At 48.9% G+C, this 25,644-nt stretch carries 18 protein-coding genes and 3 pseudogenes; 14 read left to right on the forward strand and 7 right to left on the reverse strand.

What is annotated here, in order from left to right; genetic code table 11:
* The first annotated feature begins 1 nt into the window (after position 1).
* The 3 genes from LN737_RS11515 to LN737_RS11525 all read left to right on the forward strand — a co-directional run bounded on the left by LN737_RS11515 (position 2) and on the right by LN737_RS11525 (position 3,592).
* Entirely contained in the window at positions 2–1,369 is a 1,368-nt protein-coding gene (locus LN737_RS11515; protein ID WP_405518960.1) for a HAMP domain-containing sensor histidine kinase, read from the forward strand.
* Between the two features lie 127 nt (positions 1,370–1,496).
* A complete protein-coding gene (locus tag LN737_RS11520; RefSeq protein ID WP_405518962.1) occupies positions 1,497–1,793 on the forward strand; it encodes a hypothetical protein in 297 nt (98 codons plus the stop codon).
* A 134-nt stretch (positions 1,794–1,927) separates the two neighbouring features.
* On the forward strand, positions 1,928–3,592 hold the full coding sequence (locus tag LN737_RS11525) for a SulP family inorganic anion transporter (protein WP_405518964.1): 1,665 nt from the start codon (positions 1,928–1,930) through the stop codon (positions 3,590–3,592).
* On the opposite strand, the gene LN737_RS11530 is transcribed toward LN737_RS11525, so the two are convergent.
* The 4 genes from LN737_RS11530 to LN737_RS11545 form a co-directional block, all read right to left on the reverse strand.
* Positions 3,542–5,962: a TonB-dependent receptor domain-containing protein gene (locus LN737_RS11530; protein WP_405520376.1), complete on the reverse strand. Its 2,421-nt coding sequence runs from the start codon at positions 5,960–5,962 to the stop codon at positions 3,542–3,544. The genes LN737_RS11525 and LN737_RS11530 overlap by 51 nt on opposite strands.
* A gap of 145 nt (positions 5,963–6,107) precedes the next feature.
* A complete protein-coding gene (locus LN737_RS11535) occupies positions 6,108–7,457 on the reverse strand; it encodes an HTTM domain-containing protein (protein ID WP_405520378.1) in 1,350 nt (449 codons plus the stop codon).
* Between the two features lie 85 nt (positions 7,458–7,542).
* Positions 7,543–8,697, reverse strand: a complete 1,155-nt coding sequence (locus tag LN737_RS11540; RefSeq protein WP_405518966.1) for an imelysin family protein — start codon at positions 8,695–8,697, stop codon at positions 7,543–7,545.
* A 121-nt stretch (positions 8,698–8,818) separates the two neighbouring features.
* Positions 8,819–9,988, reverse strand: a complete 1,170-nt coding sequence (locus LN737_RS11545) for a DUF4856 domain-containing protein (RefSeq protein WP_405518968.1) — start codon at positions 9,986–9,988, stop codon at positions 8,819–8,821.
* Positions 9,989–10,479: 491 nt separating this feature from the next.
* On the opposite strand from LN737_RS11545, the gene LN737_RS11550 reads away from it, so the two are divergent.
* From LN737_RS11550 to LN737_RS11575, 6 genes and pseudogenes are all read left to right on the forward strand, one after another.
* A complete protein-coding gene (locus tag LN737_RS11550) occupies positions 10,480–10,881 on the forward strand; it encodes a response regulator (protein WP_405518970.1) in 402 nt (133 codons plus the stop codon).
* Between the two features lie 77 nt (positions 10,882–10,958).
* Positions 10,959–12,035 carry an alpha/beta hydrolase gene (locus LN737_RS11555; protein WP_405518972.1) on the forward strand — a complete coding sequence of 359 codons (1,077 nt, stop codon included), beginning with the start codon at positions 10,959–10,961 and terminating at the stop codon, positions 12,033–12,035.
* A gap of 47 nt (positions 12,036–12,082) precedes the next feature.
* Positions 12,083–13,569, forward strand: a pseudogene (locus tag LN737_RS11560) (leucyl aminopeptidase family protein).
* A gap of 92 nt (positions 13,570–13,661) precedes the next feature.
* Complete coding sequence (locus tag LN737_RS11565; protein WP_405518974.1) at positions 13,662–14,087, forward strand: hypothetical protein; 426 nt, start codon at positions 13,662–13,664, stop codon at positions 14,085–14,087.
* A 189-nt stretch (positions 14,088–14,276) separates the two neighbouring features.
* Positions 14,277–15,487: pseudogene (locus LN737_RS11570) on the forward strand (acetyl-CoA carboxylase biotin carboxylase subunit family protein).
* A gap of 12 nt (positions 15,488–15,499) precedes the next feature.
* Positions 15,500–16,123 (forward strand): hypothetical protein, encoded by a 624-nt coding sequence (locus LN737_RS11575; RefSeq protein ID WP_405518976.1) that lies wholly within the window; start codon positions 15,500–15,502, stop codon positions 16,121–16,123.
* Positions 16,124–16,158: 35 nt separating this feature from the next.
* On the opposite strand, the gene LN737_RS11580 is transcribed toward LN737_RS11575, so the two are convergent.
* Together LN737_RS11580 and LN737_RS11585 are read right to left on the reverse strand one after the other, a co-directional pair.
* Complete coding sequence (locus LN737_RS11580) at positions 16,159–16,446, reverse strand: hypothetical protein (protein WP_405518978.1); 288 nt, start codon at positions 16,444–16,446, stop codon at positions 16,159–16,161.
* 99 nt (positions 16,447–16,545) lie between these two features.
* Positions 16,546–17,916, reverse strand: a complete 1,371-nt coding sequence (locus LN737_RS11585; RefSeq protein ID WP_405518980.1) for a neutral/alkaline non-lysosomal ceramidase N-terminal domain-containing protein — start codon at positions 17,914–17,916, stop codon at positions 16,546–16,548.
* A gap of 661 nt (positions 17,917–18,577) precedes the next feature.
* Between LN737_RS11585 and LN737_RS11590 the strand changes: the two genes are divergently transcribed.
* Positions 18,578–19,069 (forward strand): DUF4126 family protein, encoded by a 492-nt coding sequence (locus tag LN737_RS11590; protein WP_405518982.1) that lies wholly within the window; start codon positions 18,578–18,580, stop codon positions 19,067–19,069.
* Positions 19,070–19,190: 121 nt separating this feature from the next.
* Here the strand turns inward: LN737_RS11590 and LN737_RS11595 are convergent, their stop codons facing one another.
* Entirely contained in the window at positions 19,191–20,378 is a 1,188-nt protein-coding gene (locus tag LN737_RS11595; protein ID WP_405518984.1) for a DUF6600 domain-containing protein, read from the reverse strand.
* 228 nt (positions 20,379–20,606) lie between these two features.
* Here LN737_RS11595 and thrA point away from each other — a divergent pair.
* The 4 genes and pseudogenes from thrA (at position 20,607) to LN737_RS11615 (ending at position 25,608) form a co-directional block, all read left to right on the forward strand.
* A pseudogene (thrA, locus tag LN737_RS11600) lies at positions 20,607–23,062 on the forward strand (bifunctional aspartate kinase/homoserine dehydrogenase I).
* Positions 23,063–23,087: 25 nt separating this feature from the next.
* The gene (locus tag LN737_RS11605) at positions 23,088–23,324 is read left to right on the forward strand and encodes a DUF433 domain-containing protein (RefSeq protein WP_405518985.1); all 237 of its coding nucleotides are present in this window, start codon (positions 23,088–23,090) and stop codon (positions 23,322–23,324) included.
* A gap of 65 nt (positions 23,325–23,389) precedes the next feature.
* Complete coding sequence (locus LN737_RS11610; RefSeq protein WP_405518987.1) at positions 23,390–23,674, forward strand: DUF5615 family PIN-like protein; 285 nt, start codon at positions 23,390–23,392, stop codon at positions 23,672–23,674.
* Between the two features lie 344 nt (positions 23,675–24,018).
* Positions 24,019–25,608, forward strand: coding sequence for an McrB family protein (locus tag LN737_RS11615; RefSeq protein ID WP_405518989.1), 1,590 nt, complete (start codon positions 24,019–24,021; stop codon positions 25,606–25,608).
* Positions 25,609–25,644: the final 36 nt, after the last annotated feature.

Raw genomic sequence — 25,644 nt, forward strand, 5'->3', positions numbered from 1 at the left:
CATGAAGATACGTGCTCGGCTTTCATTTATTTTCGTGATGGTGGTAGCGGCAATTCTGCTGCTGTTTTCGCTTGTTGTGTATGCAACCGCCAAGTATTTCCGCCAGCGGGATTTTTACCTGCGCCTGAGCGACAAGGCAAAAACCACAGCCCGACTTCTGCTGGATGAGGACGAAATTGATGCTCGACTGTTCAAAATAATCGAACGCAACAACCTGACGGCGCTCCCCGAAGAACAGATCAACGTTTACGATCAGCTGAACCGGATGGTGTATTCAACGCGCGACAGTTCGATTGTGAAACCTGAAGTTCTGACGACAATCCGGGCAAAAAGGGAAGTGTTTTTTCGGCAGAAGCACGCGGAGGTTATTGGGTTTATTTACCCACACAAAAATCAGGAGTATGTGCTTGTGGCCTCCGCTTACGACCAGTACGGAATTGAGGAAATCGGGCATCTCGGCACAATTATGGCTGTCGGGCTGGTGTGCAGCCTGGCATTGGTGGGTGCTGTGGGATGGGCATACGCCGGGCGTTCGTTACGGCCTATTTCCGACGTAGTGCGGCAGGTTGACCAGATCACAACCCTGAATCTGAATCAGCGGGTGACGGCTGGAAACGATCAGGACGAAGTTGCTCAGCTGGCGCATACATTCAACCTGATGCTCAATCGCTTGCAGGAAGGCTTTGAAGTACAGCGAAATTTTGTGGCCAATGCCTCACATGAATTACGAACTCCGCTAACGATCATTACGGGTCAAATAGAAGTGACGCTGCTCAAGCGACGTACTGTTGAAGAGCATGAGGCCAAATGGAAGGCCGCGCTGGAAGTGATTCAGCGGATGAACAAACTGACCAACAACTTGCTCGACCTAACGCTGGTCAGTTTAGGCGCCACACCGCTGAAATTCAGTGAGGTCGCCATTGATGAGGTGATTTACCAGGCGGCTCAGATGCTGATGAATCACCAGCTTGATTACAACGTCATTTTCTCATTCGAAGGGGAGCTGGAAAAAAACCAGCACTCACTGACTATTGAAGGAAATAAATCGCTGCTGTATTCGGCCTTTTTCAACCTGATGGAAAACGGATGCAAATTTTCGGAGGACAAAAAAATAGAAGTGACCCTTGGCGCTAACGATCGCTGGGCCACCATTACCTTCAAAGATGAAGGCGTCGGGATTGAAGAAGCCGATATCAAAAGCATTTACGAACCGTTTTTTCGGGCACAAAACGTCAAGCGTATTCACGGGCATGGCGTGGGCTTGCCATTAACGTATCGAATCATCGAACTGCACCGGGGTCAGATTCAGGTAGACTCTCAGGTAGGTGTCGGTACAACCTTCACAGTACGCTTACCAAAGCGACTCTAATTGATTTCTAATCAACTTCTAATGGATCTCTTATAGCCTTCTAACAGGTCCTTAATTAACGCTGTTATTGATTTTCGGAACTTTGTTGCCTAAATGTCAGAGTGGATACTTTAAACCTTTTTGAAGTATGGACAACAACAAATCTGCTGGGAAAAATAGTGGACTGATCAACTGGATAACCGTTTGGGGACTCATTTTCGGTTGTATTGCTTTTAATCTGTACATCGATAACCGTCAGGTACGTCAGGACGAAACCTGGTATCGATCTCAATACGAAGCGGAAAGTCAGCGGGCTGATTCACTCCACAGAGCTGCTGTCCAGCTCAAACAGCGCATACAGGAAATTGAGGCCGTAACGGTCCCCAAAATTTCGACCAGCCAGTCGAATAGCGGCCCGAAATCATCGCCAACCAGCGCGTTGTAACCCTGGTATATAACTCAAGCTCTCACTGAAGAAAAGACCTGTCGCTGGTAGGTTGTATTACACGTAGATCGAACGCCCTCAGATTGTGTGATATAACCTACTGCGGTGGGCACTAATAGTGCAACCAACTTGATATGAAAACGAAGCAAACTTTTCCACTTTCTATAGATTTCAGCAACCTTCAGGGCGACATTCGCGGAGGTTCGATTTCGTTTCTGGTGGCTGTGCCCCTCTGTCTGGGCATTGCTCTGGCTTCAGGAGCGCCCCTTTTTGCCGGGATTATTGCCGGTATTGTCGGTGGTTTGGTGGTTGGTATTGCCAGTCGGTCGGCGCTCAGTATTTCGGGGCCGGAAGCCGGGTTAATTGTTGTTACGTTAGGCGCCATCCAGTCGCTGGGTTCGTTTCCGGCTTTTTTGCTGGCCACCTGCATTGCTGGTCTGATTCAGATCGGGCTGGGATTTGCCCGAGCGGGTATGGTGAGCAATTTCTTTCCTTCGTCGGTTATCAGAGGTATGCTGGCCGGGATTGGTATTATTTTGATTGTAAAGCAGTTGCCTCACTTGGTTGGCTACGACGCCGATGCGGCTGAAGGGTTTGCTCTTTTTCAGCCGGGCGGGTTCAATATTATTGAGCAGCTTCACATGGCGTTAAGTCAGTTTAGTGGCGTAGCGATTCTGATCGCTTTGTTGTCGTTAGGCATATTTTACCTGTGGGAGCAACCTCGTTTTCGTCAGTATGCCTTCGTCCGAAACGTACCGGCTGCGTTGGTGGTTGTAGTGCTGGGCATTTGTATCAATGAACTTGTCCGGACGCTTCTGCCGCCATGGGCGCTACGCGGCAATCACCTGGTACAATTGCCGGTTCCTGATAATGCACAGGCATTTTTTCAGTTGTTTACCCTCCCCGATTTTTCGCAGTGGAGTAATCCATTGGTTTATACATCGGCAGTAGCCATTGCACTTGTGGCCAGTCTGGAAGCACTTTTAGCCATCGAAGCTTCGGATGAACTCGATCCGCTAAAACGTAAAACACCGGCTAATCATGAGTTGAAAGCACAAGGTATTGGCAATATCGTTAGCGGTCTGCTGGGTGGCATTCCGCTGACGTCGGTTATTGTCAGAAGCTCAGTCAGTATCAATGCCGGAGCCCGTACCAAACTGGCTGCGCTGATTCACGGTACGTTATTGCTGGTATGTGTTGTGACTTTACCTGCTTTGCTGAATAAAATTCCGTGGGCGAGTTTAGCCGCTATCCTGCTGGTGACTGGCTACAAATTAGCCCGAATCGAAATATTCAAGGCAGTGTTTTCGGAAGGGACATCCAAGTTCATTCCGTTCGTCGTTACTATTCTGGCTATTTTATTGACAGACCTGCTTACGGGTATTGGTATTGGCATGGTCACGGGTATTTTCTTCATCCTGCGCGATCATTACCAGAATACCCACCGTGTACGAATGGAACAGGACCGGGAAATTACGCGGATTCACGTGAGCCTGGGCGATTACGTATCGTTTCTGAGCAAGGCGAAGCTGGTAAAACTGCTGAAAAGTGTGCCGGACAATTCAATTGTAGAAATCGATGGCAGAAGTTCTTCTTACATCGACAGCGATGTGATTACAACCATCCAGAATTTCGGTACGTCGGCCCGGCAGCGGAATATTCAGCTCATTTTTCTGCCAAGCTCTACCAGCGATCAACCGCCGATTTACACCTCGAAAGAGCTATTCAATAAATACCGGCGTAATGGTTCACAGTTTCACTTGCAGCGTCAGGTAAACACTACGCCCGTCGGAGGGTAGAATGCCTGGACCTGGATAGCCCGTAGCCCTGCGCGTGAAATAAGCACGATTGGCCAGGTTATTCAGGCTACCTTCCAGACGGAACCGGCTAAACTGGTACGACACGCTGGCATCCATAATGGAGTAAGCCGGAATCAAGCCAATAACAGCCGATACGCCACCATCCCGGGCGTTAGTAGCGTCAGAAAACTGGTCAGAAAGGTACGTGTACTGGAAAGAGGCTTTCAGGTTTTTGTATCCCAGGCGAACACCACTTTTCAGGTTGACATTGGGAACAAACTCCACCTGATTGCCCACCACGCCAGCTACCTCACTCGCTTTGTAGGTAGAATGAATGAACGCTACGTTGGCAAAAATAACTCCGCTTAAAGTTTCGTTGAGCGGGTTAGCCAGACGTAGCAAATCAGCTTCGGCATACGATTCCAGTCCCATAATAACCGCCTGACCTATGTTGCCCCGGCGTCGGAGAACGCGGTCGTTCTGATCGTAGAATTGTACTTCGCCGATGCGGTTGTTGTAGTTAAGGTAAAAAGCGCTGATGTCGAAATTATACAGCGTGGTTTGTGTGCTACGTATACCCAAGTCAAGCGAATAGCCTTTTTCGTCCTGTAGATTCGGATCGATTACCATCGAAGGGTTGGCAATCCGCATATCGCTAAACGTAATGGAGCGATAGTTCTGCGACATATTGCCGTAAATGTCGAGCTGAGGAGTTGGCTTGTAACTAATCCCCAGGCCACCCAGCACAAATTGCCGACCATTGTTCCGGGTTTCGTTGGTACGCGTAGCATTGATAATATTTCCCGCCAGATCGCGCGTGATGGTGCCGTAAAACCCTTCGGCAGTTGTGTGAATGTACTCAAAACGAACACCGGGCGTAATGGATAGCTTATCGCCCACGTAAAGGATATTCTCAGCAAACAGGGATACGTTGCGGTTAGGAAATTGATAATCGGAGGAGATTGCCTGCTCGTTGTCGATAAAGTTGAAATTGGCATCTTTACCCGTGCTGCCCAGCCCCTGAATGCTATGATTATAGCCATGATAATAACGACCGCCAACCAGCAGAACCGCCTGTTTCTGAGCCACAGAATACCGCTTCAGATACCGGGCCTCGGCACCATAATTCTGAAAGTCGCCTTTGATTAGGTCACGTTCGCTGTTGTCGTCAATGCTGGCTACCCGGTTCGGCCGGAAACCCAGCGAATAGCGATAGGCATATAAGCCGAAAACCCGGATGTTAATTTCGTTGGTAGCGTTGATCTTATGATCGAAATGGAGAGCGGGCATTGTCCAGTTTACCTTGAACCAGTTACGTTCCCGATTGCTTTGCCTTGGGTTTTCGCGGAACATCGCATCGGTTAATCCGCCCGGTTGCTGAGCCAGGTAGCCCATCTGCGTAATGTCGAAGCCCAGCGTTGTTTTTTCTGAAAAATGGTAATCAATATCAGCGAAAGCAGTGTAGTTGGTAAAGTGCGAATTAGGCCGCCAGCCGTCGCCTTTTTTGTATTGAAAAAACGTATAGTAACTTACTTTCCCGACGGTGCCACTGGCGCTGGTGAAGGCGTTATAGAACCCAAAAGACCCGATGGTTTGCCGGGCGGTCAGTTCAAATTTGCGATCCGTAACGGGTTTTTTCATCACAAAATTGAGCAATCCGCCAAACTGAGTACCATACTGAAGCGAAGCGGCACCCCGCACAATCTGAATCCGCCCAACAGCCTCGATTGGGGGAGTGTAATAGCTTTCCGGGTAGCCCAGTGCGTCAGCGCTGATGTCGTATCCGTTCTGGCGCACGTTGAAATTTGAACTCCGGTTCGGATCAAGGCCACGTCCGCCAACACTGAGCTGCAATCCAGCCCCTTCATTTTCCCAGATATTCAAACCGGCTACGCGGGCGTAAATCTGTCGGGCATTATTCGTTGACAGGTTGGCCACCAACTGCTCCGGGATGATGACTTCCGATTTTTTACCTTCATATATACCCATGCTCTCAACGCCCCGCATCCGGGTAAAGCCGAAATCCGATTGTTTATCGGTTACGGTCACTTCGTTCAGCGTTTCGAGCCGACTGAACAACTGGATAATTATATGTTGATTACGCCCGGTAATGGAGGCAGATAGTTTTGTCGTTTTGAAGTCGGGACTGCTGGTATGCAATACGTAAGTGCCATTTGGCAGGTCCGCAAAAAGAAACTGTCCCAGGCTATCGGTTGTGGCTGTCCGTTTTCCGTCGTTCAGGTAGATTGTACACCCTTTAATGGCCGAACTGTCGTGCCGCGCCTGCACAACTCCCGAAAGCTGGTATTGGGCGAGGGCGGGTGTAGCGATAATCAGCAGAACTAATAAGAAACTGGTACGTACCTGAATAAAATAACTGTTCAGCACGTGGTGTCGGGTTCTCAAACCCAACACCACGTGGTTTCTTAAAACCGCTGAGTGTGAGCGTAGTTGTAATCGTGATGTCAGGTTTAAGAACCTAACATCACGATTACAACTACGATTAGTCAAGAAATTAAAAACCGTAAATCGTATCATTGAAGGATGTAATCCAGGGTTTATGTCGAAATGAATCCTGTTCATTGGCCAGATTGGTGTTCGGGTCAATCAGCGGGCGCCCCATCCGGCCATTGAGCGCTACGTATGAATCCACGTACACCTGGGGCGCCCGAAAACCATGTTGTGAATAATAATCGCGCAGCAGATGGGCATACTGCAACAGCATATCCGGCTGTGTCGACATCATTTTTTCCTGTAAGGGCGTTAGAAAATCGGTGTTGTTGACGATGACGCGATGCCCCGCACTGTCTTTTACGGTAAACTGTGCATAACCTGCCTTCTCCATCAGCATTACCCGCCAGGAGAAACGATAGCCTTGCTCGGTCCAAAATAGTTCGCCGGGATAAAGCAGATACCGAAACGGAAAAACGATCTGAAAAAGCAGGAAGACGACGAGTAATCCGACAACGATACGTCTTGAAATCGGACGATACGTATACGTTCGATTTGGCCGCAGAAACTGGTTCGAAAATGAGAAAAAGTTTCCTAATCGACGAATAATTCGCTCGTGGAAGCCAGTTGAAAAGAAAATCAACGCCGTTACGATCATGATGTAGGGAAACATGCCAATCGGAAAAAGCAGCGCTGTTAATCCATGAAAGACTACTACGGCAGCATATGCCCAGGGGCGTGTAGAGCGGTTCCAGAGCAGAAAGGGAATGCTAAGGTCATACAAACAACCAAACCAGCTAAATACGTACGGCACCCAGGCATAATTGAACAAAAAGCCCACAACCGGCAAATCGTTATGAGCGGGTAGCCAGATACGTAACGGAAGGGCGTCAAACAGCCAGTCGCTGTTCAGTTTGGCTAATCCTGCATAAACGTAAAGCAGACCAACAAATACTTTGAGTGCGTCGAGACACCAGGCCGGTATCCGGTCGGCGGGCAACACACGCCCCTGATGGGCGTCAACCGAAACGTAGCGATGGGCGGGTAAAACGATCAGCAGCAGGCAAACCATACTCACGAAATAGTAATGGTTCAGATACGTGCTCTTATCAATGAGTTCGATGTACGTAAAGCTCAGAAACAGACTAACAATGGCCGCCCGGTAGAGCAGGCCAATGGCAACAAACAGAGCCGATATCCCACAAATCGCAAAAAGAAGGTACGTGTATGACCCCAGCGGCCGCACAAACCCGAATCCGTAGAACGAAAAGAAATAGTGCGGTTTTATGTATAGCTCCTCTATCCACCCTTTACTCCAGAAACGGACAATGCTCCCAAAGAGCATTAGTCCGAACGCGATTCTGAAAACAGCCAGTGGAGCGGCTGAGGTTGTTTTGCGAAGATAGGTTCGCATGGGTGAATACAGGGTTACGGTATTCGGTGCACGATATACAGCTAACTGATCAATCTGCCGTACATCGTACACCAACTGCCGTCGCTTAGTCGCCATCGTTATCGGTGTACGTAATGGAAATACTCATAGCCGTCGTCATATCTACTTTGAGCATCCGAACGGCTTTCTGCATTCGCGTGTATACCTCAACTACCGCGGCCGTATTGGTTCTGGTCTCGTCGGCCAGATTAGGTTTTAGCGTATTGAGCTGCTGATTGGTAGACGTAAACTGACTGTTGATGATATCTACCAGCGCTGTTCCGGTGCTGCTGTCTTTGGCACCCAGTGACGTGAGATAGGTTTTCAGGCTGGGGCCTTCCTGTCCTGTTTTTATGCTTTTGCCGTTGAAAAAATCAATTGTAGCCTGATGGGCCGTTTTGGCCAGTGTGAGCGAAAGGTCTTTTTTGTAGTAACCTTCTACTTTTTCGGGGGCTATCGTTCCGTTGGTCATGGCTCCTGATGGAATCCCGAATTTACCCGACCGAATGTAGCGCTCATAGTTAAGCACAAAGCCGTTGACCAGTTTTGAGGTCGAGCAGCCTGCATTCAGCGCCGTACAGTTGACAAACGTATCCCGGTAACCGCCCGTGGTCCATTCGGTATAAACAGCCGTAAACACGGTGTTCATTTGCGTCGTAATCCGTTTCAGGTAAGCGATCCGTTTGGCGGCATCCGCAGCTGTTGTGTAGCTGGCTAAAATCGCGTCGTCGTTAGCGCCGAGTCCATTCAGCAGATAATCCAGCGCCGGAAAGCCTTGTTTAGGGTAGGAGAGAGGAACCTCAAGCGAGCCGGTACCAGCCGCTACGTAAGTTTCAATCCCGGCCACATCAGCCGGATAAATATTAAAGAAATTGCGGAGCGTATGTTGCTCAGCCGGACCTACGTCGAATAGTTCAACTTTTTGCCACTCGGTATACGCATCGACCCAGGCTTGCCGAAATTCAGTGAGTGCCGCTTTATCTGGTTTTGCCGCAAACGCATCCGCTTTTGCCAGCATCCCATCAAATTTCGTCTTGAAATTCGCGTAGCTGGGCAAAATTATATTGTCGGCAATATTCGTGAGCATCACTTTGCGATCGCTGCTTGCCTGGTCGGTTGGCGGAGTTGGCGTCGGGTCATCCGTACTACCACCCCCACAAGCCCATAAAGCGCCCAGGAAGGCGCAGGTAAAACCGATCTGTTTCCAACCGAATCGTATCATGTTGTAAATGGGAAAGAGCAACACGTAGCGTATTGCTCTGGTTAGTAAGGTTCTGTAGATTCGTTTGACGAAGGCGCACAATAGAATCCACAGAACCTATCGAACTGAATTTATTTACGTGTTATAGTTTAAATTTTGACTGGATGGCGCTGCTGGCCGCGTCGATTTTTGCGTTGGTCAGGCCCCAGAATCCATTTGGCGCTGAGTAAACCAGGTTGGTCAGAATACCATCCGAAAAAGCGGCATCCGCATTGTTCAGCTTGGCATACCGAAGGCTGTAAATAAAACCTAATCCTTCACCCATAGCATGAGCGGCTGCCGCTGTGTTTGTTCCGGCGGTTTTCCATTTGCCCAGATACCCAAGCGCAGCCCCTGCAATCGCTTTTTCCATCGCCGACCGGATAAACGTTGCCTGCGTTTTTAAGGTAGCGGCATCATTATTGACGATAGCCGCCCGGCCCGTCAGGAGCGCTTTATGAATTTTCGGGAAGTCATTTTTATTGTACTCCCACAGGTACGAACCGATAAAGCTTTCGCCCGATGAGGTCGTGGTTGCTTTGCTGCCATAAACCGGATTAGCGGTAAGAATACCATAGATTTCATCCCAGTTCTGTTCCAGCTGCGTGTATTTCTTACCCGAAACCAGTGTTGTATTATTCAGGGCAAGATTCTTGTCGCTCAGCAGTACATTGGCAATGTAATCTACCTGGAAAGCACCAATGAGTGATTTCTGGATGATCTGACCCCACTCAATGCCTTTATCATCTACCAGGTACGTACCAAGTTTACCTGCTTTTCCTTCCGAGGCTGTAGCCGACACCGATTTACTGGCCGTAGCGATTGCCGGGAATGCTGCTTCAATGGTTGTCCGTTCCTTTTCGGCATCTGCCGCTGCTAGTGAGGAGGCCGTTACGCTGCGCAGTTGAACACCCGATGTGTTCAGCGCCGTATTGGCCGTACCCGAAAACGGACTGGCTGTATTTGAGAACATATTTTTCAGGACCGTTGCATCCAGCGTAGCGCCTGTTCCAACAGCCGTACCATTATACGTATTGATGGCCCGAAACATAGAAAGGCGGGTGCTGCCTGTAGTCAGATCAACGGTTTTGGCACCCGCATCATCAACAAAGAAATTTGCATACGTAGTCGTGTCGGTCAGTTTAGTATAATCAACTGACTTACGCAGCTGTGGATTGACTGTAGTTGGGTTATCTTCTTTATTACAGGATGAGAGACTAACTATTAATACGAGAAGAGGAGCAAATCGGGAAATTAAGGATAGCTTAAACATGAGTACCGTGTTAGATTCTTATATCGGTCTCAAAAGTAATTGCTATTTAGATTAATTATAAAAAGATATTAAAAATAATTTACATTACTTTTGGTAACTATCTGATTTTAAAATATATAATCAAAAACTGTTCTAGCGGTATAAATTAACTGGCCATAAACATGGACGATCCGTCCTTATCCACTACCTGAGTCACAGCGTAGTAGAAATAGAACCGACTCTGGGAAACGTTCAAAAAAAAGTTAAATAACTGTTAATTAAACTGCTGAAAATTGGTAAATACGGTAACAAATACTTATTTTTGATTCTTCCCGCTGCTTCCACATCCATTCAGGTTTCATCAAGCGTGAATACCTCCCTTTAGACAATTAAGTTAGTGCCAGTCTGGATTTTCAGGTAATACACCGTAAGCAGTCGGTGAGTAAGCGTAGCGATTTACGTTTCACATTAATAGAGTGCTCGTCATGGCTTTCCGCTTTTCCACTGGGTTTATGACACACACTAAACCTTCGGTCTGGGTAATTGATGATGATGAAGATGACCGCGTCTTTATCCAATCGGCTTTTGCGAATACAGAAAAGTCGGTTGCTGTGTTGACACTAACCGATGGTGATCAGCTCCTGCCCGAACTGGCGAATTGTGAAGAGCTGCCCCGGCTCATCCTGATGGACATTAACATGGCCCGCCAAAACGGGTTTGAGACACTTGCCCTACTCCGAAAAACGTCTGCTTTTGCGCATTTGCCTGTGGTGATGATGACAACCTCCTCCGACAATACAGATCGTCAGCGGAGTTTGGCGCTGGGTGCTAATCAATTTCTGGTCAAACCAGCCTGCTACAACCAACTGGTGACGCTGGTGAAAGGATTAGCCGAGCAATGGCAGTTAACCTAAGCCACTTTTAGCGTACCACGTACTGATTTTTTAGGCTCAATCTGAACCAACTCCCCCTGGTATCAGATTCTGTACATATGTCTTCAGTCTTACGCCTTGAATTAAGCACCTCCCCAAACGATGATCGCCCTGTATTTATATCGGGTAATTTCTGCGACTGGCTACCCGATTTAGAGATTTTCCGCATGCATCCCGTTGGGCCGGGTGAGTACGTATATGAATTTCCCAGCGGCAGTTCACTTCCTAAAAAACTGGAATACAAGTATACGCGTGGCGGTTGGGACCATGTTGAACTGAATGCCTGGGGTGAAAGTGTGCCTAATCGAACGGTGTTGCGAACGGTGGACGTAAAGCGGGAATACGTACCACACTGGCGATGGTTTGGCATGCCGTACAATCCCGAATTATTACCCAAAATTGAACTGGTAGGTGATTCATTCAACGTGCCCAAAATTGATCGGCCGCGCCGGGTCCATGTACTGCTTCCGCACGATTATGAGCAGACGGATAAGCGCTACCCGGTTCTGTACCTGCACGATGGACAAAATCTGTTTGGTGGGGGCGTAGGCTATGGCAGTTGGGAAATTGACCAGAAAATGGCTCTGCTTGCCGCTCGAAATCACCATGAGGTTATTCTGGTATCGATTGATCACGCGGGCGAAGACCGAATTCAGGAGTTTACGCTTCACCGTACCCGAGCCGGAAGTGGCAAAGGCCAGTACTACCTGAATTTTATCAGTTATATGCTGAAACCCCTTATCGATCAGCGTTTTCGAACCATGCCCGATGCCGCTCATACGGGTATTGGCGGTAGCTCGCTGGGCGGACTTATCAGTATTTATGCCGGGCTGATGCATCCGGATGTATTCGGACGTCTGATGGTGTTTTCGCCCTCACTCTGGATTTCTCCTAAAATTTATTTCGATGCCATTCGCTTTCAGGCCGCTGTGCCGATGAAGGTGTATGCGTACGGTGGAGAGAAAGAATCAAGCTATATGGTGCCTAGTATTCAGCGATTCAACGATGCTCTGGTACGTCAACGGTATGGCGGTAACCCAATTGATATACATTTGTCGGTCGATCCAACTGGTCTTCATCAGGAAGTTCACTGGAGCCAGGAGTTCCCGAAAGCCGTCGAGTGGTTGTTTTATTAAGTAACGGTACCTTGGCGGAACATCAAATACCGTAAAAAATTGATTCTATGCACATTACCTTAACAACACAGGAAAGCCCCGATGGCGATCTGATCATTCCAATTTTACAGACTGATACGTTGGCTGATCAGCTCACGGACCTTGCTCAGCGACTGAATTTGGCTGCGACGGCGCTAGTACGTGATTTTAAGGCAGATACAAAAGAGGTACTGCCTTTGTATAATACTACTGGTCAAAAGACGTATCTGCTTGGGATGGGCGCCCATCCGGAGGAAATGGATTGGGTGCGAGCATTTCGAAAACTGTTTTTTGAGCAAAAAAATAGATTAGCTACGCAGGTCGGTATTGATCTGACTGCGTTTGGGGGGAAGTTACCGAAGCCGTTGTACTAGGTGTTCGCTGGGGTGGGTACGACCTGAAGCTTTACCAGACAAACAAACCCGAAGTCCCCGCTTTCTTTTCGGAGGAAGGTCAGTTGACACTATGTGTCGACAGTGGCCAACTGGCCGTAGCGCAGGAAGCTCTTGTTCGCGCTGAAGCCATTGCACAAACGCAACGGCAGATACTGGATTTAATGAATGCACCGGCTAACTACAAAAACCCGCTGACGCTGGCCGATTGGGCCGTTACGTCGGGGAAGCAGTACGGCTATGATGTAAAAATTCTTGACAAAGGTGAACTGGAGCGTCAGAAGCTGGGTGCCTTACTGAGCGTGAGCCAGGGGAGCGACGTACCGCCCGTCCTGATTATTAGCGAGTACAAACCCGAAAGTGCTGCAAATCTGCCAAAAGTCGGTTTAGTTGGAAAAGGCGTTACGTTCGACACGGGTGGCGTTTCGATCAAACCGTCAACGAACATGCACTTGATGAAAAGCGATATGGGTGGCGCTGCGGCTGTGCTCGGTACGGTGGAAGTAGCTGCAAAACTGAACCTGCCGATTCATTTGGTTGGCATCGTTCCGGCAACCGAAAATGTGGTAGATGGCCGCTCTACCAAACCTGGCGATGTTATTACGTCGTATATCGGCAAAACCATCGAAATCATTGATACTGACGCTGAAGGACGCGTAATTCTGGCCGATGGATTAGGCTATATGGTTCGCAATTTCCAGCCTGATATACTAATCGATCTGGCCACACTAACAGGGAACGTGATTGCGGCACTGGGGTATCATGCTGCCGGATTATTCACAGAAAACGATGAACTAGCCAGCCAGCTCGTTAAAGCTGCTGACCAGACGGGCGAACGATTATGGCGGCTACCCATCTGGGACGTTTACCGGGAAGACATTAAATCGGACGTAGCGGACCTGAAAAATTTCAGCGGTAAACCTGTGGCCGGAGCCATCAGCGCTGCCAAATTTCTGGAAGTATTTACCGAAAAACACCCGGCCTGGGCCCATCTGGATATTGCCGGAATGGCCTTCGCCGACACTGAATTCGGTACGCAGAAGAACGCGACCGGGTTTGGGATTCGCCTGCTGATCGCCTACCTTCGGGCATTGCTTCCGGAAATAGAACAGAATGAGCAGTAACGTTTCGGGCGCTGTTTTCTGTCGTTCGGGGGACGGTGCTCTTTGTTGATCTAAACAACACATAAACTTGTTTTCCCAAACAGATGTCAGTAATGAAAGCTATTTATAAATCGCTGATAGTAAGCATTTTCACGATTGCCTGTGTCAGTGTGGTCAGTTGTAAAAAATCGGACCCGGCTCCGCCTGACCTGGCAGATAAACTGGTGGGTAGCTACAAAGTAACCGCTATTGGTAATCTGCCGAACAATCTTCCTGCTGCCCCAACAGCGGCTTCTGTCAACGTAGTACGTGCTGGAAGTGCGCTGGATCAGGTACAGATTACAGCCGCCTATTCGATAACTAGTACTGCGGGTGGACAGGCGATTTCTGATTCTAAAACCATTACTCTTCAGCAGGCGGGCGACAATATCGACCTGTATGATGGCACAGCTAAAGTTGGGAATTGGAACAACAACACCATATTCGCCAGCGATTATCCGTTTCTGACCGCAAAAATTAGCTTTGTAGCCACAAAGTAAGGCATTTACCGAACGTAACGTGATCAACATAACCCGGCAAAAACCGGGTTTTTTACGTTCAGCTCAAGGTGTATTACGGATATGTTTCGCTAAAACAGCCTTAGAAAAATTCGTTGTTTAATCTTTTGGCCGTATCTTTTTTGCCAGAATACTGATAAGTCCAAACTTCCCACAACAAACTACTTTACTATGAGCCAGTTGTCTTTTTTGTGCATTGCTACGTTCTTCAAAGGGCATGAGTTTATGCGCACCTGCAAAGAATTAGGTAATACGGTCTATCTCCTGACCGATCAGAAGCTGGAAAATGAAGCCTGGCCGCGCGAATCTATAGACGAGTTCTTTTTTATGCCGTCGCCAAGCAATGCACCCAAAGACCTGGAACAGATGATACTGGGACTAGCACACATGATGCGTTCCCGCCGTATTGATCGTGTTGTGGCGCTGGACGATTTTGATGTTGAAAAAGGAGCACTTATCCGCGAAACGTTTCGAATTGATGGCATGGGGCAGACGACCTCCCGTTATTTTCGGGATAAACTGGCCATGCGTATGCGGGCAGCTTCGGCAGGTATTCGCGTACCGGCGTTTAGCTCCCTCTTCCACGACGAAACCATCACAGCATTCCTGCAAACGACAGAAGCCCCCTGGCTCATCAAACCGCGTTCAGAAGCATCAGCAACGGGTATCCGTAAAGTCCATTCGCTGGAAGAAGCCTGGTCGGCGATTCATTTGCTGGGCGACAATCGGCATCATTATCTGATTGAGGAGTTCAAGCCTGGGAAAGTGTATCACGTCGATGCGCTGTCAGTTGATGGAAAAGCTGTTTTTACGCGAGTGAGTCAATACCTGGCGACACCAATGGAAGTTGCACATGGTGGGGGCGTGTTCCGCACCGCTACGTTACCGCTACATACGCCCGAAACGGCAGCCCTGCATCAGATAAATGACGAAGTGCTGAGTGCGTTCGGCATGCGGTCCAGTGCTTCTCATTCCGAATTCATTCGGGGCGACCACGATGGCGAACTTTATTTTCTGGAAACAGCGTCACGGGTTGGGGGGCACATATTGCCGAGATGGTAGAAGCGGCATCGGGTGTAAACCTCTGGCGTGAATGGGCAAAACTGGAAGTCGCAATGGCGCGTAAAGAGCATTACGTTCCGCCCGTTGATGAAGCCAGGTATGCTGGCCTGATTGTATCACTGGCCCGCCAGCAATGGCCAGATATGTCGATATTTTCGGAGCCGGAAATTACGTGGCGTATCCATCGCGAATATCACGTAGGGCTGATTGTTTGCTCCGAAAGCCGGGATAAAATTCTGAGTCTGCTGGATGGTTATATGCATCGGATTTATCAGGAATTCCATGCTTCCGCTCCCGTGCCCGACAAACCCACAAATTGAACTATAGCCATTGTGGAATTCACCACTGTTTTTGATGCTATCTCCAGGTCATACAGCAAGTATTTCATTACCATCAAAGACGAAGGTAATGAACTATATGCAATTTGGGGAGAAGACGCAAGCGACAAAAATGATAAGCTGTTGGTAGATGCAGCTAATTACGTAATGCTTTTCGCTGATATGTTTGACGCATTACGTTATATTGTTATCCCGTCAACAATAGCTTTTGATCGCCCAAATATGCACGACTGGGCAGAAGCCTGTCTGGAACTACAGCCATCATCGAGCTACACCTACGACCTGAACCATGTGCTGTCAATGATCGATTCGGATCGGTTTGGCAACCTCGCAGAGGATACTCGGGAAGAGTGTTGGGAAGTCCTTAACGTACTTCACTTGATAAGCGATTATGCTTACCAGAGCGAGGATAAGCAAATGATTGATATTTACAGGGGAAAGCCAATAAGCGTCTTTTCGGATTATGTGTATGATAATTACTTCTGGACAATACCCACAGAAGAAATACAAACACGTAATGGTCTGATAGTGTGGGAGTCTTATCACCTACTATTCAAACAGAACCTTAATGCCTTAGTGCAACAGTTCAAATCCCGTTTTCTCTATTATTCTGGGTGAAAGTGTTTCGGAGTCAAGCCGCTGTCGTATCACACTTATGGTCGTAGTGTATCTTTTTTGGTTTTGCCAATGGGTACCGAAACGCCAAACGCCCGGGGATCACTGGGCGGCTGTGTTTTTCGTTTTTTGTCGCCATTTTTAGGTGTAACTACCGGATTCTCCGGCGTTTGTGCTGTTAACCCCCCGCCGGAAACGGGTGTGTCGACGCCTGGTATGGCAAGCTGTTTTTCGGTCGGCTGCTGGGTTGTTTTTGAGGAATCGGCCTGCCCATAACAAACGGAGCCGTATAAACTTATGGCGAAGCAAAGGACAATCAGGCGCATAAAAATAAGTTCGTTGAGTAAGCAAAGGCCAGAAAACGGCTGGTACCTGCTACGTACATCAACTCACTTTCATGCATAAAGTTTGTCGCAAACTTCCGATTATAATTTATTCAGCAATCCCGCCATCATCTCTTTGAAATAATCGCCATTGTAAGGACCAAACCAGTTCATATCGCGGGTTTCGTAGGTCGTACGGTTATAATATTTGTCGGGCGTTACGTAGCCAATATAGCCGCCGTCGAAGCTGGTAATCATCAGATTTAGGCCTTTTTTCGCGGCCAGCGGCTGTAAGTCGGTTGATAGCTCACCCGAAAAATCGCAGGGTGTGCCGATTAGCACCGTTTTGCCAATACGCACTCCTTTTAGGTCGGATGGGTAATCCCCATAAATGGCATAAAACAGCCACGGCCGTACGCGCCAGTTGCCAATAACACGCGGATGAGGTTCACGCAGTTCCAGGGGCAGCGTTAGAATTTCCAGTGTACTGTCGGGTTTCGTCTGGATTTGCGGTACGGTTTGTTCGATACGTAGTGCGAGGTCGCCTGCATAATTGCGGACTTCCTGAAAATCGGTTTTGCCACGAGCTTCCGGGCCAGTACTGCCAACGGCCCCCGCCATAAACACCGCAAAGCTGGCGGCTTTCTTTTCCAGCCGGTCAACCAGCGAACCGGGGTAATCGCGGCTGAGGTAATTCCATTTGTCGTCCTCAAAGAGGGTGGCATGGCCCGAAAATGAACAGAGTAGCGCCGATTCGTCAGCAGAGCCGGGCCGCGCGGATTTTTGTAATTTCAGAACCCGGATCATCCCGTCGAGGGGACCTGTTGGCCCGGAAAAGCCAATTCGATTATAGATATGATCACTTGCATCAGCCTGACCGTAGCCAACCGTTACAGGCGCTACGTTAGCTTGTGCCTTACGAATGGCCTTAAGTACCCCTTCGGTAATAAGCGTCACAATTTTCTCTTCGTAACCACCAGCAATCAACTGACCGACCAGTCCGGGCGCCCAGCCGCCCATGCTATTGTGCGAATGAATAGCGCCCGTGTACACATTCTCCCAGCGTAAACCCACTTCCGGCAGGCGTTTTTTCAGGGCTTCTACGACGGTAGGGGGCGTAATGAGCAGATCAAGACCCACAACCGCTACTTTGGTTGTGCCATTATCGAGGACAATAGCACGGGCAAAAATCGAGTCGCTAATGACGTGCCAGTGTTTACCACGGCGGGCTCCATACCCACCCGTAGCTGTTGTGAACGTGGGCGTAATGCTCTCTTTAGCCCAGCCCGCCCGTATGGCCATCTGGGGCGCAGGCGGAGCCGAAAGTTGCGCCAAACGTTGCTTTGTGTGCTGGTAATATGGCATTTGCTGATAGGGCGTATCATCGACCGGAGCCAGACTGACGGCCAGAAAGAGCAGAATGAACACAACGAGCCCTAACAATATTTTCAGGAAAAGGCGAACAAACTTCATGGAATTAGCCGCCAGTTTGAGCGGATCAGGATGCAAGCAACAAAAAAACTGCCGTTCGAGAAAGCACCATAAAAAAGGCACCGGAGAAAATCTCCGATGCCTTTCGCATCACCCTGCCGGTTTCCCGGCCTCCCTATTAGAGCTTTTATGGAACATGCCATTGCTGGCCTCACAATATCAATAGTTGGATTATACGCACTGCCACTTTCTTTTCAGGGAAATAAAACGCGTCGTCTGTTAAATGCCTCATGCATTTACGAAGATCAGCCAGGTTTGGATTTCCGTTTTTGAAAAAAAATGGAAATTTTTAACTAACAGGGTAAGCCAACTTTATAAGTTGCCTGAATATTAGGATTATAGTATAGATAAATGACTAAATCATTAACACCTATTCTTACGGTTTACACTAATCTGCCGATTTTCTTTATTTTTTGTCAGCCTGACAAAAAATGCTCCTAAGCAATGGATAAAATTCCGGCGTGTCCTCGTCTCTCTGCGATCAGTCTGGCCTTTACGCACCAATAGCTCATTATCGAAATACTCTGTGTGCTACCAGCCGCGTATGAAGCTATTGTGATCTACACACTTGTTTAGGAAGTAGTAACCTGAAACAAACCGGGTTGTCAGTAGTTCAAAGGCTGTACTCAACGAAAGAAATTCTATGTTTCGCACCGCTCTCAAAGCTTTCCAGATTGGTCTGGTGGCCGGAATGCGTAGTATGACGGCTCCCGCCCTTGTCAGCTATAAACTCTCGCATTCAACGACAAGCCTACCGTCAGATTCCAGGCTTCATTTTCTGGCGTCGCCCAGGGCCACAACAATTTTGGGCATAATGGCCGGTGGCGAATTGATTGGCGACAAACTTCCGAATACGCCCGACCGTACCGCACAGCCTCAGTTGTGGGGACGAATAGGATCGGGGGCTCTGTCGGGCGCTGCGCTGACCGAAGCCGATGGGCAGCCTGCTGAGTATGGGGCAGTTTTCGGGGCAATTGGCGCGGCTGCCGGTACATTCGCTTTTTTCTACCTGCGTCAATGGCTGACGCATGAGAAAGACCTGCCCGATCCGCTGGTGGCATTAGCTGAAGATGCGTTAGCGATCGGAACGGCCTGGCAACTGACTCATGAATCGGCCATACCCCAGGCCGGGTAACGTATTGGATTAAATGTACGTAATAGCCTCTCAGGCAGGTTTATAAACCACAATGACCAGATAGCCTAAGTATGCAAGGCCATCTAGTCGTTGTGGTTTGTGTTGTAGAGTGTTTTACGACCTATCTCGGCCCCCTGCGCGAAGGTGTCTGCGGAGTAATCTGCTGTTCAGCGGGCTGTGGCCTGCCAACAGACGGCCGCGTCTGCTGACCGGGCCGGGTAGTAGGCTGCGACTGGCCGGGGCGTGTCGTCGGCATGGGTCGGGTTGGGTTCACCGGATTGCTCTGCTCACCTGATGGTCGGGTTGAGCCCGGAAACGCTGGCCGGGTTGTCGGGCGGGTGCCGGGTACGGGGGTTGGACGCGTTGTAGGTTCAGGTACTGACGGCCGCGTAACGGGTGGGTCGATACTGGGTCTGGGGCGCATTTCCGGCTCCGGTGTGGGTCGGGTTGGGTTTACTGGATTGGGCCGCGTAACGGGTGAAGTAGGAAGCTCAGGCGTGGGGCGCGTTACGGGCGTGGAGGGGTCTACGGGCTCAATTCGAGCGGGACGTGTATTGGCATTGCTATTGCCATTAACCGCTGGTCGATAAATGGTTACGGCGTCACGCCCACTATTAGCTGCACCTGGTCTATCGGCATCACGAATAGTTACAGGGCGAATCCGCTGTCTGGTGACGCGCTCAACATCCTGGATTTGAGGACCTCTGAAATACGTTGATGCATCTCTCTGGTTACGTCCATCCGATCCTCTGTAGATGTTATTGATGATCGTGACGTTGTTGACAACCGTTGTGTTGTTGTTTACGTAATAGTTGTTGATGGTCGGGCTGTTGATGTATTGATTGGGTACAAATGTCCAATAGTTGCCGGGTATCATGTTCGGCGATACGTTCATATTCATGTTGGGGCCTATGGGCGCCCAGCCATAATAATTTCCGCTCTGTCCCCAGGTTACCCAGGCCGGTGCCCACTGGTTGCCGGGAATCCAGGCCCAGCCAAACCGGGGGTCTAAAAACCAGCGACCGTAGTGAAACGGTCCCCATCCCCAGCTATAATTCGATACCCAGGTCCATCCGTTCAGAGTATAAACCCACCGGCCATTTGTGGCATACGGTCTGAAACCAGGGCCAAGTCGGGGCACCCACACATACCCATAGCCGGGATAGTTGACCCATATTCCATAGGGCGACAACTGATCGTAGAACGATTGATACGTAACGTTGTAGTTTGGATAAGGTCGCTGACTGGTAGCAACGCAGGCCTGCAGCTGTAAAAGAGCAAGCGTGACTATAACTAAAAGAGTCTTCATGGGAAGCGAAGGTGTTATTAAGAGAGGTCTGTTACGAGTAAAGGTATTTATTTCCTGAGCATTGCAGAAGCTACCTAATCAATGAGTTATGTATTTTGACAGAACGGCTGACGGCTTTCGCTTATCTTTGCGGTTCTCTACGCATCATCAACCTTAACAAATTTCCGAATGAGTGCATAAACCCTTGATCGTCACTCGTTCACTCATTTATTCATTCGCACATCACTAATGCAGGTTCTTAAATTCGGCGGTACGTCGGTTGGCTCGGTCGAGAGCATCAAAGCAGTTCTCCAAATCATTGAAAACCACCGGCAGAACGGTGATCAGATTGCCGTCGTATTTTCGGCAATGGGTGGCGTTACCAATCAGCTTATCGAAATTGGGCGGATGGCTACTTCAGGCGAAACGGATTATATGGAGCTGGTCCGGCGAATTGAAGACCGGCACTTCAATGTCGTTAAAGCCCTGATTCCCATTAAAGAACAAAGCAAGGTGTTTGCCAACGTTCGGGGAACGATCAATGAACTGGAAGACCTGCTACGGGGTGTGTCGCTCATTCGCGAATTGACGCCACGAACACTCGACCTGATTACGAGCTTTGGCGAACGGCTGTCTACAACCGTCATTACCGAGTGCGTAAAAAGCCGGGGAATATCCGCGCAGTACTGCGATGCCCGTAAGCTCATCAAAACCGACACCCAGTTTGGTCATGCTGAGGTGAATTATACGCTGACGAATCAACTGATTCAGGAGCATTTTGCTAAAGCGACCGATCTTCAGCTGATTACCGGCTTTATCGGTTCGACCGAAAAAAATGAAACTACAACCCTCGGTCGGGGCGGTTCGGATTATACGGCAAGCATCATTGGGGCGGCTCTAAATGCGGAAATTATCGACATCTGGACCGACGTAAACGGGATGATGACGGCCGACCCGCGTAAGGTTCCGAATGCGTTCAATATTCCAACCATTACGTATGCTGAGGCTATGGAACTGAGTCATTTTGGTGCCAAAGTGATTTATCCGCCAAGCCTACAGCCAGCCTTTGCCCGAAACATTCCCATCCGGGTGCTGAATACGTTCAACCCGACGCACAACGGCACCGTCGTTAGCCGCACGGCCGACCGGCGTCAGTACACCATTACGGGTATTTCGAGCATCGACGATATCGCTCTGGTAAACGTGCAGGGCTCGGGTATGATCGGGGTGGCGGGTGTGTCGGCAAAACTGTTCGGCGTACTGGCCGCCCATAAGATCAGCGTCATTCTGATTTCGCAGGCATCTTCTGAACATTCCATCTGTTTCGCCATCGATCCACGCGGTGCCGAAAACGTAAAGGCTATTCTGGACGCTGAATTTGCCGTTGAAATAGAGCACGGCCATATCGACAACATCGCCATCGAGCGCGATTTGTCGGTCATTGCAACGGTAGGAGAGGGCATGAAAAAAAGCTCGGGTATTGCCGGAAAGCTGTTCTCGGTGCTTGGTAAAAACGGGGTCAACGTAGTGGCTGTAGCGCAGGGGTCATCGGAGATAAATATCTCGGTTGTTATCAACAAAAATAACCTGTCGAAAGCCCTTAACTCACTGCATAACATCTTCTTCCAGTCGGAAGCGCGGGTGCTGAACTTATATCTGGTTGGTACAGGGCTAATCGGGAAAACGCTGCTGAAACAGATTTTCGATCAGGCCGAATTTCTGCGTGCGGAGAAACTGCTGAAGGTTTGCGTCGTGGGCATGACGAATACCAAAAAGATGCTGCTCGATCCGCAGGGTATCTCGCTTGACGACTGGCGCGAACGGCTGCTAACCGAAGGCGTAACGACTTCACTGCCCGCTTTTGTCGAGAAGATCAAAGATTACAACCTTCCCAACTCGGTCTTTATCGACTGTACATCCGATAAAGACATTGTGCAGTTTTATGAGTCGCTGCTCGACGGCAACATCTCGGTGGTTACGCCAAACAAAGTAGCTAATTCCGGCCCCTACAGCGAATACCGGCGCTTGCAACGTACAGCCCTGAATCGGGGGTAAAATTCCTTTATGAAACCAATGTCGGGGCGGGTTTACCCATCATAAATACGGTACAGGGATTGATGACTGCCGGTGATCGTTTTCTGAAAATCGAAGCGATTTTATCGGGTACGTTGTCGTACATCTTCAATACGTTCAAACCCGGCACTTCTTTTGCCGACGTAGTACGCGAAGCCAAAGAAAAAGGCTATACAGAACCCGATCCCCGCGATGATTTAAGTGGTCTGGACGTAGCGCGAAAAATCCTGATTCTGGCTCGTGAAGCCGGTTTTCCGCTAGAACCGGAAGATGTTACCATAACGCCTTTACTGCCAGAATCCTGCCAGGCTGCTCCATCGGTTCCGGCTTTTTTTGACGAGCTGGAGCTGAATAATGGGTATTTCGAAGCGCTGCTGAGCGAGGCCGAAGCAAAGGGTGAAAAACTGCGGTTTGTAGCGAGTTTTGAGAACAACAAAGCAACAATCGGTCTAAAACCCGTGGGTATGGATCACCCATTTTACCAGCTAACCGGTGCCGATAACATCGTGTCGTTCACGACCGAACGCTATAAAGATCGTCCGCTGGTCGTAAAAGGACCGGGTGCCGGGGCTGAAGTGACGGCCTCCGGTGTCTTTGCCGACGTAGTGAGCATCGGAAGTTATTTGGCGTAATTTAGCGTTGTACTGAGAAAGACTTATGGAAAACACCCTGCTTCAACGGATTACACTGAATCCTGACATCTGCCACGGGAAGCCAACGATTCGTAATCGGCGTTATCCGGTCGAATTAATCCTGGATCTTCTGTCAGCAGGCATGACACATGAAGAGATTTTAGCCGATTATCCTGCTTTAGAAGAAGATGATATTCGGGCATGTCTGGTCTATGCAAGCCGACTGGCACGGGTCAAAAGTATCCATCGGGTGCTGGTATGACCTATTTGATTGATGCCCAACTGCCTTATCTATTAGTCGATGTGCTAAGAAATAAAGGTTAGGATGTGATTCATACTGATGATTTGCCAGATAAAGATGAAACAAGTGACACCGTACTTCGTCAGATTGCTAGCAATAGCGGTCGGATAGTCGTCACTAAAGATTCTGATTTCCAAGATAGTTATCTGCTTTTTAAGCAGCCGCCCCGTTTGTTGCTTCTGACAACGGGTAATATCAAGAATAGAAAATTACTCGACTTGTTTAGACAAACAATCGTGCAAATCGATACCTTATTCGAAAGGCATAGTTTTATTGAACTAAATAATGAAGAGTTGATTGTGCATGAATAAAATTTTACTCGGACTGCTAACTTGTCTATTCATTGATTGTGAAGTTATTGCTCACAAGTCTGCTTTATCGATTGACAGACTTTCAAAGAGCACAGAAGTTATACAGCTTTTCACATAGGGCGTAGTGTTTTGAAAGATGGTACTGGCGACAGTAAACGATTCAACTTGGGCCGACTTACATTTGACCATTTGAATACTTATTTCCGAATATAATGAGTAGTAGAGTAGCCGTTTACGTCGTCTTATTGCAAAGCATTTTGATCGATCCGTCTGACCAAAGTCCTTTGGCTTACTGTAAAACGACGGAAAAATCGTAACTTCGTAAACGACAATTTCCCTTTTCTGTGATCGCCGATACGCATCAGCAGGCCCTTATTGAACGTATTCGAGAGATCGGCCACTCCGAATCGGTTCGGCGTTTCTTTGGTTTGCTGAAAGAATTGATTGACATTATCAATCTTCCCAATGGGGATGCCCGGCTGGCCTTTGTCGTTCGGCAGGATAAAGCGTCGATTACGGCGAATATTAACTTTTTCCAGGCGCTACGTATTCAGAAGCCTCGTCGGGGTGAAGTTGAATACCATTTGACGGTCAAGAAATCCTGCTATGACCGCCTGAAAAGTATAGAGGAGCTGGTAACCGAACCACTCACCGAAAAGTCGGATTATCTGGCCATTATCATTGGTCAGTCGAACGTGCATTTGCTGTACAATCCGACGCTACGTACGTGCTGGGAAGATTGCCTGCTTGAGCTTGTCGAAAGTAACAAGCGCGGGCCACACCTTGCCCGGCATAACACCGATGTGTATCAGGCCGCTGAAGATGAAGCGTTTCTGAGCGAGCTAATCCGTTTGGCTGATGACCCGTCACTGGGCGAACGCGTACTGAACGGCCATGCTGTGGAAGAGCCAGGAGCGGGATATGAACCGGAATCCGAATTGCCCCGCCAGCCCCATAATCTGATCTTGTTTGGGCCGCCGGGTACGGGGAAAACCTTCGCTCTGCAACCGTATCTGCGCGATAAACAGGCGAGCCTGATTACCTTTCATCCTTCGTATAGTTACGAGGAGTTTGTGGAAGGTATCCGCCCGGAAATTGTTAATGGACAGATTAGTTATCGGATTCGGAAAGGTATTTTTTATAAAGCCTGTATGACGGCCATACAGCAGGCAGGCTACGCTACGCTGGCCGATTGCCTGAATGATTCGCCGGAAAACCGGAACCATAAGCTACGGAAAGCGCCCGCGCATTACCTGCTGATCGACGAAGTGAACCGCGCCAATGTAGCCAGCGTCTTTGGGGATTTAATCACCCTGCTTGAAACCGACAAGCGGCTTGGCGCTACGAATGAACTTTGGTTAACCCTGCCTTATTCGCAGGAGCGGTTTGGCGTACCCCTGAATTTGTTTGTGGTGGCAACCATGAACACAACCGACCGCTCGATTGCCCTATTGGACATTGCGCTACGTCGCCGGTTTTCGTTTCGGGAAATGATGCCCGAACCTGCTGTGTTAGGCGTTCTGGATGGTATAGACCTGGGGCAGTTACTGCGGACGATGAACGAACGTATTGAATACCTGCTTGGTCGCGACCATCAGATTGGCCATGCATACCTGACGACTATTGAAACGCAGGCTGAGCTGTGCCTTGTGTTTCGTGACCGGATTATTCCGCTCTTGCAGGAGTACTTTTTCAGCGACTGGACGAAAATTCAATTGATTTTAGGGGATAATCCAGCCTGGGGAAAGGAGCCTGAACAGCGGCTGGTTTGGGTAAAAAAGAAATACACGGCTTCAGCGTCTACCAAGTTATTCGGCGAATTGCCCGATTCGATGGATGATGTTGTTACGTATGAAATCAACCCCCATCTGCAGCAGGGAAATTACGAGCAGATACCCACAGAAGCTTTTATCCGAATTTATCAGAAACCATAAGGCAGGCCTTTTGCCCGTCAGACTAATAACCTCTAA

This window comes from Spirosoma sp. KNUC1025 (genome assembly GCF_045160025.1).
Taxonomy (GTDB): Bacteria; Bacteroidota; Bacteroidia; order Cytophagales; family Spirosomataceae; genus Spirosoma.

Excerpts from the sequence above, each read along its gene's own strand:
- LN737_RS11525 (WP_405518964.1), top strand. The coding sequence starts at position 1,928 with ATGAAAACGAAGCAAACTTTTCCACTTTCTATAGATTTCAGCAACCTT.
- LN737_RS11585 (WP_405518980.1), bottom strand. The coding sequence starts at position 17,916 with ATGAAGTTTGTTCGCCTTTTCCTGAAAATATTGTTAGGGCTCGTTGTG.
- LN737_RS11580 (WP_405518978.1), bottom strand. The coding sequence starts at position 16,446 with ATGCGCCTGATTGTCCTTTGCTTCGCCATAAGTTTATACGGCTCCGTT.
- LN737_RS11540 (WP_405518966.1), bottom strand. The coding sequence starts at position 8,697 with ATGATACGATTCGGTTGGAAACAGATCGGTTTTACCTGCGCCTTCCTG.
- LN737_RS11520 (WP_405518962.1), top strand. The coding sequence starts at position 1,497 with ATGGACAACAACAAATCTGCTGGGAAAAATAGTGGACTGATCAACTGG.
- LN737_RS11535 (WP_405520378.1), bottom strand. The coding sequence starts at position 7,457 with ATGCGAACCTATCTTCGCAAAACAACCTCAGCCGCTCCACTGGCTGTT.
- LN737_RS11605 (WP_405518985.1), top strand. The coding sequence starts at position 23,088 with ATGGAAAACACCCTGCTTCAACGGATTACACTGAATCCTGACATCTGC.
- LN737_RS11590 (WP_405518982.1), top strand. The coding sequence starts at position 18,578 with ATGTTTCGCACCGCTCTCAAAGCTTTCCAGATTGGTCTGGTGGCCGGA.
- LN737_RS11555 (WP_405518972.1), top strand. The coding sequence starts at position 10,959 with ATGTCTTCAGTCTTACGCCTTGAATTAAGCACCTCCCCAAACGATGAT.
- LN737_RS11565 (WP_405518974.1), top strand. The coding sequence starts at position 13,662 with ATGAAAGCTATTTATAAATCGCTGATAGTAAGCATTTTCACGATTGCC.
- LN737_RS11545 (WP_405518968.1), bottom strand. The coding sequence starts at position 9,988 with ATGTTTAAGCTATCCTTAATTTCCCGATTTGCTCCTCTTCTCGTATTA.
- LN737_RS11595 (WP_405518984.1), bottom strand. The coding sequence starts at position 20,378 with ATGAAGACTCTTTTAGTTATAGTCACGCTTGCTCTTTTACAGCTGCAG.
- LN737_RS11550 (WP_405518970.1), top strand. The coding sequence starts at position 10,480 with ATGACACACACTAAACCTTCGGTCTGGGTAATTGATGATGATGAAGAT.
- LN737_RS11515 (WP_405518960.1), top strand. The coding sequence starts at position 2 with ATGAAGATACGTGCTCGGCTTTCATTTATTTTCGTGATGGTGGTAGCG.